Below are 17,319 nucleotides of genomic sequence, written 5' to 3'. Positions count from 1 at the left end.
AAAAAAAGACAGTTGCCATAGTATCAGGCAACTGTCTATCAGGAAAAGTTTAAAAAGTACTTACCGGGCCTCTTTTACGTATTTGTTCAGCCACTGGTTTTGCTCCCACAGCATATGCAGCAGGTTTTCCCGGGCGGAATAACCATGGCTTTCGAACGGCAGCTGCACATAACGCACGGTGCCGCCGTGGCCTTTGATGGCGTTGTACAGCCTTTCGGTCTGGATGGGGAAAGTGCCGGAATTGTTGTCCAGCTCCCCGTGGATCATCAGCAGCGGGGTTTTGATCTTGTCGGCGAAGCTGAACGGGCTCATGTTGAAGTACACTTCGGGCGCTTCCCAGTAGGTGCGCTCTTCCGCCTGGAAGCCGAAGGGCGTGAGCGTTCTGTTGTAAGCGCCGCTGCGTGCGATGCCGGCTTTGAACAGTTTCGTATGTGCGAGCAGGTTAGCGGTCATAAAAGCGCCGTAGCTATGGCCGCCCACCGCCACGCGGTTGCTGTCTCCCACGCCCATTTTGGCCAGCGCCTGAATGGCGGCGTGGGCGTTGAGATAAAGCTGGGGAATGAAGTTGTCGTTGGGCTGACTGCTGCCTTCGCCTACGATGGGCATTTCGGCGTTGTCGAGAATGGCGTAGCCCTGGGTGACCCAGAAGATGGGGCCGCCATAACCCACGCGGGTAAAGGTATTGCGGGAGCCCCTTACCTGGGCAGCGTCCGCGGCGGACCTGTATTCGCGGGGGTACGCCCAGATGAACACCGGCAGCGGGCCGTCTTTTTTAGCGTCGTAACCTTTGGGCAGGTACAGGTCGCCGGTGAGGTTGATGCCGTCTGCCCTTTTATAGGAGATCTTTTGTTTGCTCACGCCTTCCATGGCTTTGTAGGGATTGGTGAAATCCGTAACGGGCGTACCGGTGAGCGAACGTTTCCGCAGGTCGCGCACGTAGTAGTTGGGCACTTCGGTCTGGCTTTCGCGGGAGGTGAGCATGATAAGTTTTTCCGGGTCGAGGGCTTCCACCACGTATTCGTACGTACCGGCCGGGCAGCGCCAGAGGATGCTGCCTTTGCCGGTTTTGAGATCGTAGGCCTGCACAAAAGGCATGTCCCCTTCCGGCGATGCGCCCTGCGAGCGCATGAGCAGGCTGCCGTTCTTTTGTATGAAAAGCACCGGTTTGTCGTACCGGTTGCGTACGGTAAAAGGCGTACCGATGTCGCTGTAGGCGTCGTTGCTGCTTTTTTCGAAGAGCGAATCGAGTTTGCCGGTGGTTTGGTTGTACACGCTGATGCGCTCCCGCCTGTCTGCAAACATGGATTCGTGCACCAGCGCTATTTCTTTATTGCCCCAGGTAATGCCGTCGAAGCGGCGTTTGGTACGGAAGAGCTCTTTGGGCTGGGCGTTGCCGGTTATATCGGTGGCATACAGCGCATCGCGGTATTCGGCTTTTTGTTTGCCCAGGCCGCCGTCCAGCGCTTTTACGAAGGTGATCGTGTGCGGCTCGTCATTTTTCCAGGAAAAATCGCGCGGTACGTCCATCACGTCGTCGAAACCGATGGGCGCGCCTTCGGAAGACGGGTTTTGGGCCAGTTGTTTCACTTCGCGCCCCCGCATGTCCAGCACCAGCCAGGTATGCGGGAAGCCGTACACGGGCACGAGGTAGGAATACGGTTTTTCCACCCGTCTCACCAGCAGGTATTGTTTGTCCGGCGAAACGCTGAAGGAGGTGACCACCGAAGGCGGGCCGAGGGGCTTTTCGTTTTGCCCGTCGTTGACCACGAACTGCGAGGTGGCCATATAGGAAAAGAGGGTTTCGTCGTGGGGATTTTTGATGAGGTCCTGGTAGGTGCGCGAAGCGGCGCTTTTGCCCAGGTTTTGCTGTACCACGGGACCTTTGGGCGCGGGCGGCGCAACAGGCAGCTCGCCGATGCCGGCTGGCACGGTTTTGTAGAGCAGCGTGTGATTGTCTACCCACGCGAAAGTGTTGCCGGAGGTGGCGCTCAGCGCGGCGGTGTTCACTTTCGCCGCCGATCTGTCCGCTACGGTTATCACGTAAAGGTCTACACGCCCGGGGCCATAATGCAGGAACGCCACTTTGCTCCCGTCCTGGCTCCATTGCGGGCTGTTGGCGCGCAGATTTTCCGGCAGGCCGGTTACGGGGAAAGTTTCTTTTGTTTTAATGTTTTTCAGCCGCAGGGCTGCGCTGTAAATGCCGCGCGTGGTACTGAAGTTGCGCGGGTTGAGGCGCAGGCCGGCAATGCGTAGCTCCGGCTCCGCCAGTTCGTCGATGCCGGGGTACGGCACGCGTTCGGCCAGCAGCAGCCATTCGCCTGTTTTACCGATACTTGCGGAAGGGGTAGGTTTGGCCATCAACAGCTCCTCGATTACAGCCGGCGGCCGCTGGTACGTTACCGCGTCCTGCGCAAAAGCAGCGCCGGAAGCCAGCAAGGCCAGCAAAGTCAACGATTTTCTCATAGCAGATCGTAGTTGTGTCTTATTGTTTAAAGGATATCTTCTTCTTTGATCAGGTTGTTTTTGAGGGCATACATCACTACACCGGCGGTGTTGCGCACGTTCATTTTTTCGAGGATGCGCGTCCTGTAACCTTCCACGGTGCGTTTGCTCAGGAAAATGCGCTCACCGATCTGCTGGGCGGTATATTGCAGGCATATCAGTTTGATGATCTCCTGCTCCCGGTCGGTGAAAGTGATCGTTTCTCTCTGCTTATAGGGATTAAATTTGCTTTTCGCGATCATGCCCGCCAGTTTGGCGGAAGTGCTTTTGCAATAATATACACGGTCTTCATATACACTCGTGATGGCGTCGAGGATCTCCTGTTTGTCGGCATTTTTCAGCAGGTAACCTTTCGCGCCCGCTTCGAGCATTTCAACGATCTGGTCTTCTTCGTCGAACATGGAAAGGGCGATCACGCGCACTTCGGGGTTTTGCTGCACCAGCAGCCGGGTGGCGGCGATGCCGTCCATTTTGGGCATTTTGATGTCGGTCATCACCACATCGGGGTTTTCGGCATTCACCAGTTCTACCAGCTCCCGCCCGTCCGCAGCCTGCCCTACCAGGGTGATATGCTCCTGCCGGGACAGCATGAGCGCCAGCCCGTCCAGGAAGATCTCGTGGTCGTCCGCCACTACCAGCCTGATATCGTATTTCATGAAAATGTTGTGCTTAGGGTCGGTAAAATATGGTTGCCGTCCACAATATACAAATTATTTGCCCGCAGCTGCGGATGTTATCGCATCATGAAAACGTTGGCGCAAAAAATCGATGAAAGGTTTATCCCCGCGGGATGCGAATGTAATAATTCGTGCCTTCGCCAGGCGTGGAGCGGATGTTGATGGCGCCGTGCATAATGTCTGTCCTGATCTCGAGGCTCTTCAGCCCCAACCCGCTGGAATCGCGCATGGCCTTTTCGACGTTGAAGCCTTTGCCGTTGTCTTTGATCAGCACCAACAGCTCTTTTGCGTCCTGGTTGAACCCGATGTCCAGCCGGGTGGCGCCGGCATGTTTGAGCGTGTTGTGGATCACCTCCTGGATGATGCGGAAAATGTGAATGTCCTGTTCGGGATTGGGCGTGATGGCGTTCATGGCGTACACATGCACTTCGAGCAGGTCTTCCTGCCCGAGGTAACGGCAAAATTCGCGGATGGCGTCCAGCAGGCCTTTGCGTTCGAGCGTGGTGGGCAGCAGGTTGTAGGAGATCTGCCGCATGGAAGTGATGATCTCGTCTATGTATTTCGTGGATTTGGAGATCACCAGCCTGTCTTGCGGGTCGGTCACTTCCACGCTGCTCACATTGAGCTTGACGCTGGACAGCAGCGGCCCCAGGCTGTCGTGCAGATCGGTGGCGATGCGTTTGCGCTCGTTTTCCAGCAAACGGATCTCGGCGGTGATGCGTTCCCGCTGGAGGCGGATAAAACGCCGGTGATAACGGATGATCGAAGCGATGAAAAAGAGGATGATCACCGCCAGCAGCGAGGAGAGGAATATCGTGATATAAAGTATCCTTTCTTCCATGGGGTTATTTATGCATTGAACCGTTTGGAAAAGTAAATGTCATCCCTTTCGGGCATGAAATATACCGCCACTGCATAAACAATATTAACGAATGCATTGATATAAACATAAAAAGTGAAGATCTTTATAGACAGCGGGCCGTTGTCCGGGTCGATCAGCAGCGTTCCTTCGGTAATAAGACTGTACACGCACATGATGATAAGGCCCATGCAGATAAGAAAACGCGCGTTTTTGAACAGGTTGCCGCGCATGGACACGAGGGCGTTTATTTCGTTGATGCACAACAATACGGTCACCAGCGAATAGAGCATGATAAAATAAGAGCAGATGCCGTCTTCCAAATGCTCCAGCACGATGTTTTCCGTGCTCCATACCGCGCTGTAAAGCACCAGCACGCCGGTAAAGAGTTTTTTATGCTGCCTGAAAAACCCCCAGGCATAAAAGATATAGGCGATCACAACGGCTTCCAGCAGGGTGTAAATGTTCGTGGACACGTTGTTGTTATGTACCAGCTTGATACTGATAAAACCCACCAGCTCCGCGGTAAACGCCAGCAGCAGGAAGATCAGGAAGGGCTGGTAGCTGGCCCTGATACGGTTCAGCCGCACCAGCCCTATAACGATCGGGATGAGTATCGAAGATGTAAATATGGTGGTTACGCTCAGGTTCATCGCTGTAGAGGTCCTTTTAAAGGATCAGTTTTTTGACAAGGGGCTTTCCAGATCGCAGATGTGCGGGCAGCGCAAACCTCTTTCGATCGCTTCGGCGTCTTCCGTATAACCGGCGCGGGCGGAAGAAATGCCCGGCAGCCAGGAATTGTAGTCTATGGCGAGGCGTTCGGTAATGTCTTTCCCTTTCCCCGTTACCGGTACCAGCACAAAACAAACTTCTTTTTTGGGATTAAGGCCGAGATAGATGCGGAGGCCTTCCGTGCCGGGTTTGTTGAGAATGGCGCCGATGGCGTCTTTGTTGAAAAGCTCGCACTGGGGGAGATTAAAATTGCTGTCCAGGTAGCCGGGGTTGGGCAGCTGGCGCATGAGCAGGGTTTTGGCTTCCTTGAAGGCTTTGGTATAACCTTCCGCTTGTTTCATGCTGATCACGTGCTCCTTCACCCTTTCTCCGTTCACGGGAATTTTGCGGTTCAGCTCCCGGTAAATAAGTATCGCCAGCAACAGCAGAACGATGAGCCAGGGCACGAATGTTGATCTTTTCATAACAGTTTGAGGTTTTATGTGAGTGATTGCAATTTACAGCTACCGGAACGTTTGCGGGCAGGTATAACCCCTCGAAATATTCACGTATTTATACGGATGGAAATCTTGTTATGCACACGGGGCGTAGATATGGCCGTGATACAAGATAGGGATTTTCCTTAAATTAGTGTATGGACCCTTTAGACGCATACATCGCAAAATCCGCTCCCTTTGCGCGGCCCATCCTGGAGCACATCCGCGCCCTCGTGCACAAGGCCTGCCCGCACGCCGCCGAAGCCATGAAATGGGGCATGCCGTTTTTTATGACCCATGGCGACAATCTTTGCAATTTCGCTGCGTTCAAGCAGCATTGCGCGTTCGGGTTCTGGAAGGGCAGCCTGCTGGAAGACAAACACGGCATTATCGAAACCGGCGAAAAAAATGCCATGGGCAGCCTGGGAAAGATCACCGCGCTGGAAGACCTGCCTCCTGATAAAATACTGATCGCCTATCTCAAAGAGGCGGACAAGCTCAACAAAGAAGGCATCAAGGTGGCCAAAGCGCCGGCCGCGGCTAAAAAGGAGCTGGCGGTGCCCCCGGAACTCACTGCCGCGCTTAAAAAGAACAAAGCCGCTCAAAAGGTCTGGGACGGCTGGAGTTATTCCCACAAAAAAGAATATTCCGAATGGATCAGCGAAGCTAAAACAGCAGCCACCCGCGACAAACGGCTGGCGCAGGCGGTGGAGCAGATCGCGGAAGGGAAAGACAGGAACTGGAAATACAGGTAAACATATAAAAACGGCCGGCATCCATTGCCGGCCGTTGTTTTATTATTTCGTGATCCCGATATCCGCCATCATCGGGTCACTGATGCTTTCTTTGCCCGTTTCCACGTGCCCTGCGAACTGAAGCTCCGCGCCATAGTCCGGCAGCTGTACTGTGATATCGTACCAGCCGCGCAGCATTTCGGTGGAATATTTGCCGGTATAACTGCCCGTTATTTTCTTTTTTTCCGGTTGCCAGAGATGCGACTGTTTGACCGCTATGTTCAGCGGTTGATTGTCGTGGCATTTGAAGCCCAGCGTAACTTCGCCTTTGGGCGTGTAGCCGAAACGGATATCCACCGGCGGGAATTTGCCCGCTTTGCCTTTAAACGCCCTGTAGAAGCCGTTCGGGCCGTATACGTCCAGCTCCTTTCCTGTCCATTCGTCGGTAAGTTTATCACCAGGCAGCACCGCGTAGCTGCGGTTTTCCATGTTTGCGCCGTATACGTTGAAGGGCGCGCCCGCGCTTTTTTCTTTGAACAGTTTGTCGCCCGCTTCCAGTTCGAGATGCAGCGTGCGGCCGTCTTTCCCGGGCAATATCTGCGCGTTCAGCTCGTAAGGGATGGCGCAGGCGGGGCGGACGCCCTTTTCCTGCCGCGGCAGGTGGTCTCTCATATTCCGCACCGGCATGGTTACCGGTTTGAAGTTGGAAGGCGCGGCCTTGAATTTCGCGTTGTGGATGGTTTCGATGAATTTTTCTTTGTCCAGCGACGCGGGCGCATCGATGATCTCCCCGTTGTAAGGTCTGAAGATGGAGGTAAGATCGCCGCAAACGGCGCGGCGCCAGCTGGAAATGTCTTCCGTGCGCACTTCTTTTTTCAGTTTGTGGCTGAAGAATTTTTCCAGGAACTGCAGGTTGGAGGTATGGTCGAATACCTGTGAATTGACGTACCCGCCGCGGCTCCAGGGCGAAGCCACTACCATGGGCACACGGTAACCGAGGCCGATGGCGCTTTCCCGCACGCCCCTGCCCTGCTCCTGCGCGTCTTTGTTCACCCATTCCACCGAAGCGTCTATCCTGGCAGACACTTTTCCTTTCCCCGGCGCGGGCGCGGTAAAAGGCGGCACATGATCGAAATAACCGTCGTTTTCATCATAAGTGAGCACAAAAATGGTCTTTTTCCAAACCTCGGGGTTGCGCGTAAGAATGTCCATCACTTCGCTGAGGTACCATGCCCCGTACCACGGCGCCCCTGGGTGGTCGGAGAAATTCTCCGGCGCCACGATCCACGACACGGCGGGCAGCTGCTTGTTTTCCACGTCCTGCCGGAACTGGTGCAGCACATCGCCTTTCGGCAGCTGTACTTCGCGTTCCGTTTCCCCGTCTTTGTACTGCAGCCGCGACAGCGAATGGTAATCCGGATCGTTGCGGTTGGTGGTGAAGGCTTTTTTATGGAGTTGCTGCTCGAAGGCGGGCAATGCGGAAAAAGGTTTTTCTTCTACCCTTTTAAGCGTGTCCAGCGCGCGTTGCAACGCATTTTTGCTTCGTGCGAGTTTCTTTTCCTGGTCGGTATATGTCTTCGAGCCCTTTTCCATGCCGGCCAGCTCTTTTTCGAGCTGCGCGATACGGGCTGGCGCTTCGCCCTTCATTTTCCGGAGGTACGCCAGGTGCGGCTCGTGGTATTCAACGTGGTACTGGCTGAACCATTCGATGGGGTTATCGGTGAAATTCCCGAGCCAGGCGTCTTCTTCCCCTTCAAACCCAACACCCACGCTGATCTCGTTCTGGTAGATCTTCCAGCTGATAGCGTGTTGTTCGAGCACTTCAGGAAAGGTTTTCCATTTCGCCGGGCGGCCATAATCCACGTCGGAATTCCAGACGTTGGCCTTTACGTTCGGGTGCTGTTCTTCGCGGAGGGTGCCCGTCCAGAAATAAAGCCGGTTGGGCGTGGTGCCGGTAAGGGAGGAGCAGAAATGCTGGTCGCAAACGGTGAAAGCGTCTGCCAGCGCGTAATAGAACGGGATATCCTCGCGGTTGTAATATCCCATGGTGAGGGGCATTTTGCCGTATTCACGGTTGCCGGAGCGTTTTACGTCCAGCCAGCGGTCGTAATGCCCGTTGTTCCGTGCGTCTACCTGGTCTGCCCAGGAATGCGGCAGGGCGCTCATCCAGGTGGCTTTGGTGTCTTTGATGTCCATGCGGAAGGGCGTGTAATATTCCCCGCTCTCATTTTTCTGAAAAAAAACGTTCGGCGCGACCGGTGTTTTAAGCGCCCTGGGGTCGTTGAAGCCGCGTACGCCTTTGAGCGTACCGAAACAATGGTCGAACGAGCGGTTTTCCTGCATGAGGAACACGACGTGCTCCGCATCGAGGAAAGTGCTGCCCGGGACGGGATCGATCGCCATTGCGCGGCGGATGGTGTCGGGCAGCATGGTGGCAAGACCGCCGGCGCCTGTAAGCAGGGCGGCTTTGCGGAGAAATTCTCTTCTTGAATCCATAAATTGTTCGGGTTTGAGTAGCCCGGCCAAAATAACAATAATTCCGCTGAATGCGCCGGCCGGCAGCTGTTAAATCAGAATGATCTTTGCCCGCGCGGGATTTCCTACTTTTGCAAAAAAGCAACTTATGGGCATAGCGGACAAACTTTTCCAGATGAAGAACGAAAAAGCGGCGGCCAACCTGAAAGCCGGCCAGGAATTCCTGGAAAACAACAAACAGAAACCGGGCGTAACGGCGCTGCCGAGCGGGCTGCAATACGAGGTGATCAGTGACGGCACTGGCCCCAAACCTTCAGCCAGCAGTAAAGTAACCTGCCATTACCATGGCACGCTGATAGACGGCACGGTGTTCGACAGTTCGGTGCAGCGCGGCCAGCCGGCCACGTTCCCGCTGAACATGGTGATCAAGGGCTGGACGGAAGGGCTGCAATTGATGCCGCAGGGCAGCAAATGGCGTTTTTTCATCCCGGCGGACCTTGGGTATGGCGACCGCCAGGTAAGCGCCCAGATCGGCCCGAACAGCACCCTTATTTTTGAAGTGGAACTGTTGGGCATCAGCTAAAGGAACAAAAAATTAATGCAGGCCCGGTCGTGAATAACGGACGGGCTTTTGCTTGTACCTACATTCGTTTGAAACAAATTCCCCTACCCTTGACCACCGGAAAACATGCATCCCTGGCTTATTGGCTCCTGTTACTTTTTAACCTGTCGTTTGCGCGTCCCGGTTATGGCCAGATCGGGCGATCGGCAGCCGGCCACGCGGTTCCCGTGAGAAGCATCGGGCCGCACGATACGGATTATGCCGACCTGTTGCCGCTGAGCGAAGCCATCGGGAACAAAAGGATCGTGATGCTCGGCGAGCTTTATCACGGAGACGCGGCGGCTTTCCAGGCCAAAGCGCGGCTGATCCGTTTTTTGCATGAAAAGATGGGGTTTAACGTGCTGGCCTGGGAATCCGACTTCTTTGCGCTGAACCATGGATGGGACGCGTACAAATCAGGCACGATCTCCCTTGACAGTTTAATTTACCTTTCCATCTTTCCTGTTTGGACGCAATGCCCCGAATGGCAGCAGGTGCCGCAATACGTAAAAGATTGCGCGGGCAAAAACGAGCTGAAACTCGCCGGCTTCGACAACCGGGGTTACAGCGGCTACGGTCTGAGACACCTGCCCGCGGCCATCCGTGCCTTTTTAGATTCGGTTCAGATCCCTTTCGTGAAAGGCCCTTCCTACAGCGATTATCTCAAATACCTGAAAATGGCCCCGCGCATGGCCGGCGGGAAGAACCGGCGCGGGATGGACAGCCTCGTCCATTACACCGGTCTCATTATAGATCAACTGCCAGTCCCTGCCAGGCAAAGCTTTTACGGGAAACTGCTGGAAAGCCAGCTGGCCTTTTACAAAATGGGTATTTATTACCGCTCCGACAGCATCTATGCAAAAACCGGCAAAAATTACCCGCTTCACGACCGGCAAATGGCGGCGAACCTGGAATGGCTGGCACGGGTTAAATACCCGGATGAGAAGATCATCGTCTGGGCGCACAACATGCACATCGAAAAGGGAAACGCGGATTCCGCCAAACATAACCTGTACAACAGCATGGGGCGTTATTTTACGAAAGACGCTGCGCTGAACGGGCAAACATACATCCTCGGCTTCACGGCGTACCAGGGCAAAGGAAAATTAATGTTGTCCCGCCCCGCTGAAAAAGTAACGAAACCGCATAAACAAAGCATTGAAAACTGGCTGCACCGGCGCGGTTATCTGTATGCGTTCCTTGATTTCAGCAAGCTGAATAAAGAACTGGCAGGCGACGAAGCGCCGTTTTTTATGAAAACATACATCAATGCCGAAGCGAAAGCCGCATGGAACCGTTATTTCGACGGCATATTCTTTATAGACGAAATGAAACCCTGCACCGAAGCCGCCGTTCATTAACAATTGAATCGTACATTTAAATATGCAAATCCTGTGGAATTACCTCAAACCTCACCGCTGGCTTGTGTTCTGGTCGCTGCTGCTGGCCGGGGCCAGCCAGGTGCTGATCATGATAGATCCGCTTATTTTCGGGAAGATCATCGACGATTATGCTTCCGGACATACCACGCGGGCGGAGCCGGAGCTGATCAAAGGCGTGCTGTACTGGCTGGGCATCGCCATTGCGATCGCATTGCTGGCCCGTGCGGCCAAATCGTTCCAGGAATACATGATGCGGCTGGTAGTGCAGAAATTCGGCATGCAGGTGTTCAACGACGGGCTGAAACAAACGCTGCGCCTGTCTTTCGAGGAATATGAAGAACAACGCAGCGGGGAAACGCTGGCCGTGCTGCAAAAAGTGAGAACGGACACCGAAAGGTTCATCAATGCGTTTATCAATATCCTGTTCACTTCTTTGGTGGGCATGGGCTTTTTGGTATGGTACGCCATTACCAAACACTGGGCGCTCATTCCCGTGTTCGTGATCGGAATACTGGTGCTGGGCGGGCTTACGGGGCTGCTAAGCAAAAAGATGAAATCCGTGCAGCGGGCCATCAACCGTGAAACGCTGCAGCTTTCCGGCGCCATAACCGAATCGCTGCGCAATATCGAACTGGTGAAAAGCCTGGGCCTTACTTTCCCGGAGATCAGGCGGCTGAAGACGTTCACCCAGCAGATATTCAACCTTGAAATGGAAAAAACCCGGCAGGTGCGCACCCTTTCTTTTCTCCAGGGCACCACGCTCAACCTGCTCAAACAATCCATCCTGTTTATTTTGCTGTGGCTCATTTTCCGCAACGTGCTCAGCACCGGCGAGCTGATCACCATGCAATTCATCACCACCGCCATATTCGTGCCCCTGCAGGACCTGGGCAATATCATCATCCAGTACCGAGAAGCGGAAGCTTCAATGCAGCTGTTCGACCGGCTGATGCAACGCCCGGTGGAAGAGCGGCCCGAAGAACCGGTGGAGATCGGCGAGCTGGAAGAAATGCGCTTCGACGACGTGGTGTTCCGTCACAAAACGGCTGCCGTCAACGCCATCGACCATATTTCCTTTTCCGTGAAAACCGGCGACACCATTGCATTCGTAGGCCCTTCAGGCTCGGGAAAATCTACGCTGGTGAAACTGCTCGTAGGACTGTATAAACCCGTGGAAGGCGATATTCTGTTTAACGACGTTTCGTCGAAAGACATCCGCTACAATGCCCTCCGCCGCCAGATCGGCTTTGTAACGCAGGACACGCAGCTGTTTGCCGGCACCGTCAAAGACAATCTCCTTTTCGTAAAACCGGACGCTACAGACGCCGAGATCACCGAATCACTGGAAAAAGCGTCTGCCACTGCCCTGCTCAACCGCACCGGCAAAGGTATTTACACTAAACTCGGCGAAGGCGGGCTAAAACTTTCCGGCGGCGAAAAACAACGCATCTCCATCGCCCGAGCGCTGGTGCGCCACCCGCGCCTCCTCATCTTCGACGAGGCTACGTCCGCCCTCGATTCGCTCACCGAAGAAGCCATTACAGACACCGTGCGCAACATCTCCGCCCTCCGCGAACAGATCACCATTCTTATCGCACACCGCCTTTCCACCATCATGCATGCGGACCGCATCATCGTGCTCGAAAAAGGACAGATCGCGGAAACCGGCACGCACGACGAGCTGGTCGATAAAAAAGGATTGTATTATGCCATGTGGCGCCAGCAGATCGGCGAAAGAAGGAATACGGCCGTAACGCCGGGCGACCTGGAAACGGAAGACGGCGAGCTGGAAGAGGTGGAATAAAAAAGCCTGCCGTGCAAACGCACAACAGGCTTCAGCTGTCATTTATCCAACAACATTACTGCGTGGTCGAATCAGCTGCCGCCGGCGGCAGCGTTGCGGGCGCCTGCCGGTGTTCTTCCATGCGATGGTCCCTGTCATATCTCCATTCACGGTCGTTGCAACGCCAGCCGCCCGGGCCGCCGCGATGCTGTGCGAACACCAGCCTGTTCAGCAGCAGGTTGGTGCCGATGAACAACACGATGGCAAGAATGGCCGCCACTTTCGTGATACGCGCCAGTGCAGGCCGTTTGGAGAAGCCGCCGAAAATATAGCCGATTACAAATACCATACACGCGGCAAACAGTATCCGTAAAAAAATGATGAATGCGAATCCCATGATCGTCAGTTTTTGTGGTGAATAATTTTGATGCCGATACAAAACTAATCCCGTCAAAACCTTTATTTAAGGGCATGTAGACGCGCCGGGCAATTGTGTAGACGAAACGGTCAACTGTTGCTCAGGCGGTTCACGTTTTCCTTGTACGATTCGCTCACGGGTATCTCCGTTTTGCCAATGTACACCAGGTCCCTTTTGATCATCGTGATCTTTGAAGCCGCTACCAGGTAGGATTTATGGGTGCGGATAAACGCGCCTGCGGGAAGCTTTTCCTCCATCGCTTTCATGGTCATGCGCGTGAGAACGGGTTTGGGGGAAGAGGAAAGATGTATTTTGATGTAGTCCTTTAACCCTTCGATGTATTCAATATCCGATACAGTAATTTTTACCTGTGTGTATTCCACGTTCACGAAAAAATCCTGCGCAGCCGCCGGTGGTTTCTGCCGGAGCTTCAGCAGTTCGTCCGCGCGGTTGCAGGCTTTTAGGAAACGCTCGAAGCTGAAGGGTTTCAGCAGATAATCCACCACCTGCAGGCTGTACCCTTCCAGCGCATATTTTTCATAAGCGGTCACGAGAATGGTGAGCGGCGGGTTTTGCAGCGATTGCAGGAACTGCAGGCCGCTGAGCCCCGGCATCTGGATGTCGAGGAACATAAGATCAACTTCGCCGGACTGCAGCGCCTCCATGGCTTCCATGGCGTTGCGGCACGATTTTACCAGCTGCAGGTAAGGTATCTGCCGGATGTTGTCTTCCAGCAGTTCGCGCACCAGTTGTTCATCATCTATAACAATACAGCGTATCATGTGAGTTGAAGGGTTAAGGTTACCTGGAATATATTGTTCTCTTCAGCGATCTCCAGCTTATGCCTGTTTTTGTACAAAAGACCGAGCCGCGCGCGCACATTGTGCAGGCCGATGCCTGAGCTGTCGTCTTTGCTCCCCTGTTCTTCAAAACGGTTCTTCACGTCAAACGTCATTTCGCCATTATTGACGTGCAGCCGTATACCGATCCATGCGTCCGTGCCGGAGCCGGTTCCGTGTTTAAAGGCGTTTTCCACGAAAGCGATCAGCAGCATGGGCTCTATCATGTAATGCCCTTCACCCGCATTTACTTCGTACCGGATCTTTACGTCGTTGCCGAAACGCAGTTTTTGCAGTTCCACATAGCTGTCCAGGTACTCGATCTCTTTGCGCAGTTCCACTTTTTGCTGCCGGGTATCGTACAGCATATATCGCATAAGGCCGGAAAGCCTTATCAGCGCGGGTTCCATCAGGTCGGACTTTTTTCTTGCCAGCGACACGAGATTGGTGAGCACGTTAAAAAGAAAATGCGGGCTGATCTGCGAGCGGAGAAATTTCAGTTCGCTGGCGAGCTGTTCGGCACGATGTTCTTCCTGTTCTTTTTCATGCCTGATCCTGTCTGTCAGGATGCGGTAGAGAAAACTGATCACCAGCGTGATGAACGAAGGCGCGAACACAAAACGGTACAGCGTAAAATCTCTGAGCACTTCCGGCCACCAGCGGGCGAGTATTACCCATTTCAGCGGGATAGACAGGCCCGTGAGCACAAACGCCGATATAAAATACAGCCACCAGAAACGGCGGTTGAGCAGTTTGGGGATGAGGAAATAGGCATTGCCGTAGAAGATGCCCATGTGGATCAGCACGGAAATGGAAAAGAACAGGCCCGAAATGGCGCCGATGGCGTAACCGCTTTCGGCGGAGGATACGACGTAAGGCATGAGCAGCAGCGCGCCCCAGATGAGCACGTGCAGCGCGACGTTAATATACCGGGACCTGAAAAACGACTTCATGGCAATAAAGATACGGCCCCTCCGGCTTATTATCACGGCTGCGGACAGCTGTGTATACCTGCCGGGTAAATGGCACGACTACACCGGCATTTTCCGCGACGAGTTCATTCCCGTCAAAAACAGCAGGGTATTGCGTTTCGTAAGGGGCTTTTGAGGATTTGCCGGTTTTGTCGCGGTGAACGGCCGGATGGTCTACACTTCGCTTTTCCCCTTTCCGCGTTGGAATAGCTTCGCTGAAAACCTCATGTATGAAACAGCTGATCCTATTCGCGACGCTCTTTTTCGTCGCTGTACTGCAAGCCGCCGCGCAAATGCATGGCAGGCCGGCCAATATCGGGCATCTTTACGGAAAAATAACCGACGCACAGGGCAAACCTGTGAGCGATGCGTCCGTATATCTTCTTCAGCAAAAATTCGATTCCACATCGCGCAAGGCGCGAGAAGTGCTGGTGAAAGGCGCTACCACCGGCGGCAATGGCGAATTTAGTTTGCCGGAATTGCCGGTGATGGGGAAATTCAGGCTGAAGATCTCCGCGCAGGGCTTTGGCGGGCACGAACAGGAAGTAACGTTCATCCAAATGCAACGGCCTTTGGGCAAACCCGGCAACGACACCGGCCGTTCGGCCGCAAAACCGCCGGCAGCAGGCAATACAGCTTATCGTTCTTCGGCGGGCGGTGCGCCCGGGCGTATGCCGGACCTGAGCATGTTCGATAAAGACCTGGGCAATATCAGGCTCAGCGTTGCGGAAAAACAGCTGCAGGGCGTGACCGTAAGCGCCACGCGGCCGCTGATGCTGCTGGATGGAGAAAAAAAGATCTTCAACGTAGACAAAAACCTCGCATCGGCGGGCGGCACCGCGGCAGACGTAATGCGCAACGTGCCTTCCGTGCAAACGGACATCGATGGCAACGTAAAGGTGCGCAACGCCACGCCGCAGATCTTCATCGACGGCCGCCCCACTACGCTCTCGCTCGACCAGGTGCCTGCCGGGGAGATCGCCAGCGTCGAAGTGATCACCAATCCCTCCGCGAAATACGACGCGTCCAGCGGCGGCATACTCAACATCGTATTGAAAAAGAACCGGCAGACGGGTTACAACGGGAATGTGATGGCCGGTGCGGACAGTCGCGGCGGCTACAACGCCGGCGGCATTTTTAACCTGCGGCAGGGCAAATTCAACTTCTCCGCCACGCTCATGAACAATCATGTGCGCAACCGCACTACCGGCTACACGGACCGTTACCTGGCAGGCCCTCCGGCGGTGAACATTCATCAAAACAACGTCAACAACACCAAAGGCGGTTTCCTTTTTGGCAAGCTGGGGCTGGACTATCTTGTAACCAACAGAACGACCTTCTCTCTTTCCGCCATCCGGATGCACGGCAGGTTTAAACCCGGTGAAACGACCGGGGTACGGACAGACAGCCTGTTTCCTTCCGGTACGGTAAGCGTAGCCGGCAACAGAACGTACACTTCAGACAGAACGATCGACGGAACCACGTTGCAGCTGGGCATGAAACAGAATTTCCCGAAACCTGGCCGCGAATGGACGGCAGACGTTACCTGGAGCACGCGCACCGTAAGCGGTGACGGGATCATTTCCGTGGACGCTGAGGGGCATGGGGAGATCATGCAGCAAAAAAATATCCTCGGGGCAGACAATAAACTGCTGCTCGCGCAAACGGACTACGTTTCCCCGCTATCGCCCAACAGCAAGCTGGAAGCCGGTCTACGCGCACAGCTCAGCGACGTGACGAACGACAATGCGAACTTCATACGTTTTCCCGGCGGCGATTTCGACCAGGTACACAACGCTTCGGTGAACTACGCCACCACCAGTCATGTGTATGCCGGCTACATTACGCTTTCCGGGGCCGTAAAACGCGTTTTTACCTACAAGGCAGGGCTTAGGGCCGAAAGCTCGGGATACACCGGCAAACTGACCAATACGGGCGAAAAATTCGACACCGATTATCCTTTCAGCCTATTCCCTTCCCTGGCGCTGACCCGCAAGCTGAACAAAGAACAGGAACTGCAGCTGAACCTCACGCGCAGGGTGAACCGCCCGAGCTTCTACCAGCTTTCGCCATACACCGATTTTACGGACAATCTCAACATCACGCGCGGCAACCCGGCACTCGTGCCCGAGTTCACCAGCGCCGCGGAATTTTCCTACCACAAAACCTTCGCGGGCAACCATACCTTACTGGCATCCGCGTATTACAAACGCACGGGCAACCTCATCACCCGGTACCTCACCAAAGGCCCGCACCCGGTTACCGGGGAGGAAACGTACATCAATACGTTCATCAATGCCGATCACGCGGATGCGTATGGCGCGGAGATCACCTCCGTAAGCACGCCGGCTACCTGGTGGGAACTGACCGCCAACGCCAATGTGTACCGTTCGGAGATCAGCGCGGAAAACGCCGCCGATCCTTTGTGGAGCGTGTTCGTGAAGGTGAACAACCACTTCAAACTGCCCCGCAATTTCACGATCCAGCTTTCGGCGGATTACCAGGGGAAAACGAACCTGCCGGTGAACATCAACCAGGGATTTGGTCCGCCGAGCCAGGCGCAAAGCGCATCGCAAGGATATATCCGCCCATTTTACGGGGTGGATATAGCGATCAAAAAAACGTTCGGGAAAGACCAGGCGGCATCGCTTACGCTGGGCATGAACGATGTGTTCCGCAGCCGCAAAACGGACATGTATTCGGAAGGGCCGGGCTTTACGCAGGATTTTTACCGGCTGAACAACCCTCAGGTATTAAAGCTGAACTTTGCTTACCGTTTCGGAAAAATGGATCTGAGCCTGTTTAAACGGAAAAATATGAAGAACCAGGGGGTGGAGAATTTGCAGGATATGTAAAAACATGCAGGCAGG

15 protein-coding genes are annotated in these 17,319 nt (G+C 54.4%); 6 read left to right on the top strand and 9 right to left on the bottom strand.

The features are described from left to right. Positions 1–60: 60 nt before the first annotated feature. From J7I43_RS05035 to J7I43_RS05015, 5 genes are all read right to left on the bottom strand, one after another. Entirely contained in the window at positions 61–2,463 is a 2,403-nt protein-coding gene (locus J7I43_RS05035) for a S9 family peptidase (protein WP_209143878.1), read from the bottom strand. A gap of 26 nt (positions 2,464–2,489) precedes the next feature. Then, on the bottom strand, positions 2,490–3,158 hold the full coding sequence (locus J7I43_RS05030; protein ID WP_209143876.1) for a response regulator transcription factor: 669 nt from the start codon (positions 3,156–3,158) through the stop codon (positions 2,490–2,492). Between the two features lie 121 nt (positions 3,159–3,279). Further along, a complete protein-coding gene (locus J7I43_RS05025) occupies positions 3,280–4,020 on the bottom strand; it encodes a sensor histidine kinase (protein WP_209143874.1) in 741 nt (246 codons plus the stop codon). Between the two features lie 8 nt (positions 4,021–4,028). Continuing rightward, on the bottom strand, positions 4,029–4,691 hold the full coding sequence (locus tag J7I43_RS05020) for a hypothetical protein (protein ID WP_209143872.1): 663 nt from the start codon (positions 4,689–4,691) through the stop codon (positions 4,029–4,031). A 24-nt stretch (positions 4,692–4,715) separates the two neighbouring features. Continuing rightward, complete coding sequence (locus tag J7I43_RS05015; RefSeq protein ID WP_209143870.1) at positions 4,716–5,234, bottom strand: hypothetical protein; 519 nt, start codon at positions 5,232–5,234, stop codon at positions 4,716–4,718. 170 nt (positions 5,235–5,404) lie between these two features. Here J7I43_RS05015 and J7I43_RS05010 point away from each other — a divergent pair, with 170 nt between their 5' ends. Continuing rightward, complete coding sequence (locus J7I43_RS05010) at positions 5,405–6,001, top strand: YdeI/OmpD-associated family protein (RefSeq protein WP_209143868.1); 597 nt, start codon at positions 5,405–5,407, stop codon at positions 5,999–6,001. Between the two features lie 42 nt (positions 6,002–6,043). On the opposite strand, the gene J7I43_RS05005 is transcribed toward J7I43_RS05010, so the two are convergent. After that, positions 6,044–8,476, bottom strand: coding sequence for a phosphocholine-specific phospholipase C (locus J7I43_RS05005; RefSeq protein WP_209143866.1), 2,433 nt, complete (start codon positions 8,474–8,476; stop codon positions 6,044–6,046). A gap of 127 nt (positions 8,477–8,603) precedes the next feature. Here J7I43_RS05005 and J7I43_RS05000 point away from each other — a divergent pair, with 127 nt between their 5' ends. The 3 genes from J7I43_RS05000 to J7I43_RS04990 all read left to right on the top strand — a co-directional run bounded on the left by J7I43_RS05000 (position 8,604) and on the right by J7I43_RS04990 (position 12,242). Further along, positions 8,604–9,038, top strand: a complete 435-nt coding sequence (locus J7I43_RS05000) for an FKBP-type peptidyl-prolyl cis-trans isomerase (protein ID WP_209143864.1) — start codon at positions 8,604–8,606, stop codon at positions 9,036–9,038. An 89-nt stretch (positions 9,039–9,127) separates the two neighbouring features. Next, positions 9,128–10,417, top strand: a complete 1,290-nt coding sequence (locus J7I43_RS04995; RefSeq protein ID WP_209143862.1) for an erythromycin esterase family protein — start codon at positions 9,128–9,130, stop codon at positions 10,415–10,417. 22 nt (positions 10,418–10,439) lie between these two features. Next, positions 10,440–12,242 (top strand): ABC transporter ATP-binding protein, encoded by a 1,803-nt coding sequence (locus J7I43_RS04990; protein ID WP_209143860.1) that lies wholly within the window; start codon positions 10,440–10,442, stop codon positions 12,240–12,242. Between the two features lie 55 nt (positions 12,243–12,297). Here J7I43_RS04990 and J7I43_RS04985 read toward each other — a convergent pair whose 3' ends face one another. The 3 genes from J7I43_RS04985 to J7I43_RS04975 form a co-directional block, all read right to left on the bottom strand. Further along, positions 12,298–12,618, bottom strand: a complete 321-nt coding sequence (locus J7I43_RS04985) for a hypothetical protein (protein WP_209143858.1) — start codon at positions 12,616–12,618, stop codon at positions 12,298–12,300. Between the two features lie 110 nt (positions 12,619–12,728). Next, positions 12,729–13,421 carry a LytR/AlgR family response regulator transcription factor gene (locus J7I43_RS04980; protein WP_209143856.1) on the bottom strand — a complete coding sequence of 231 codons (693 nt, stop codon included), beginning with the start codon at positions 13,419–13,421 and terminating at the stop codon, positions 12,729–12,731. Continuing rightward, positions 13,418–14,431: a sensor histidine kinase gene (locus J7I43_RS04975; protein ID WP_209143854.1), complete on the bottom strand. Its 1,014-nt coding sequence runs from the start codon at positions 14,429–14,431 to the stop codon at positions 13,418–13,420. Before J7I43_RS04975 ends, J7I43_RS04980 begins: the two co-directional genes overlap by 4 nt. Here J7I43_RS04975 and J7I43_RS04970 point away from each other — a divergent pair. Continuing rightward, positions 14,430–14,585, top strand: a complete 156-nt coding sequence (locus J7I43_RS04970; protein ID WP_209143852.1) for a hypothetical protein — start codon at positions 14,430–14,432, stop codon at positions 14,583–14,585. The two genes, J7I43_RS04975 and J7I43_RS04970, sit on opposite strands and share 2 nt — an antisense overlap. A 94-nt stretch (positions 14,586–14,679) precedes the next feature. Further along, positions 14,680–17,304, top strand: coding sequence for a TonB-dependent receptor (locus tag J7I43_RS04965; RefSeq protein WP_209143850.1), 2,625 nt, complete (start codon positions 14,680–14,682; stop codon positions 17,302–17,304). Positions 17,305–17,319: the final 15 nt, after the last annotated feature.

The sequence above is a fragment of the Chitinophaga chungangae genome, from assembly GCF_017742215.1.
GTDB classification, from domain to species: Bacteria; Bacteroidota; Bacteroidia; order Chitinophagales; family Chitinophagaceae; genus Chitinophaga; species Chitinophaga chungangae.
Note: the sequence above shows the minus strand (reverse complement) of the source record. Positions and strands in the feature narration are given on the sequence as shown.

Coding starts and splice junctions, on each gene's coding strand:
- J7I43_RS05035 (WP_209143878.1), bottom strand. CDS start 2,463: ATGAGAAAATCGTTGACTTTGCTGGCCTTGCTGGCTTCCGGCGCTGCT.
- J7I43_RS05015 (WP_209143870.1), bottom strand. CDS start 5,234: ATGAAAAGATCAACATTCGTGCCCTGGCTCATCGTTCTGCTGTTGCTG.
- J7I43_RS05010 (WP_209143868.1), top strand. CDS start 5,405: ATGGACCCTTTAGACGCATACATCGCAAAATCCGCTCCCTTTGCGCGG.
- J7I43_RS05025 (WP_209143874.1), bottom strand. CDS start 4,020: ATGGAAGAAAGGATACTTTATATCACGATATTCCTCTCCTCGCTGCTG.
- J7I43_RS04970 (WP_209143852.1), top strand. CDS start 14,430: ATGGCAATAAAGATACGGCCCCTCCGGCTTATTATCACGGCTGCGGAC.
- J7I43_RS04985 (WP_209143858.1), bottom strand. CDS start 12,618: ATGGGATTCGCATTCATCATTTTTTTACGGATACTGTTTGCCGCGTGT.
- J7I43_RS05030 (WP_209143876.1), bottom strand. CDS start 3,158: ATGAAATACGATATCAGGCTGGTAGTGGCGGACGACCACGAGATCTTC.
- J7I43_RS05000 (WP_209143864.1), top strand. CDS start 8,604: ATGGGCATAGCGGACAAACTTTTCCAGATGAAGAACGAAAAAGCGGCG.
- J7I43_RS04965 (WP_209143850.1), top strand. CDS start 14,680: ATGAAACAGCTGATCCTATTCGCGACGCTCTTTTTCGTCGCTGTACTG.
- J7I43_RS04975 (WP_209143854.1), bottom strand. CDS start 14,431: ATGAAGTCGTTTTTCAGGTCCCGGTATATTAACGTCGCGCTGCACGTG.
- J7I43_RS05020 (WP_209143872.1), bottom strand. CDS start 4,691: ATGAACCTGAGCGTAACCACCATATTTACATCTTCGATACTCATCCCG.
- J7I43_RS05005 (WP_209143866.1), bottom strand. CDS start 8,476: ATGGATTCAAGAAGAGAATTTCTCCGCAAAGCCGCCCTGCTTACAGGC.
- J7I43_RS04980 (WP_209143856.1), bottom strand. CDS start 13,421: ATGATACGCTGTATTGTTATAGATGATGAACAACTGGTGCGCGAACTG.
- J7I43_RS04990 (WP_209143860.1), top strand. CDS start 10,440: ATGCAAATCCTGTGGAATTACCTCAAACCTCACCGCTGGCTTGTGTTC.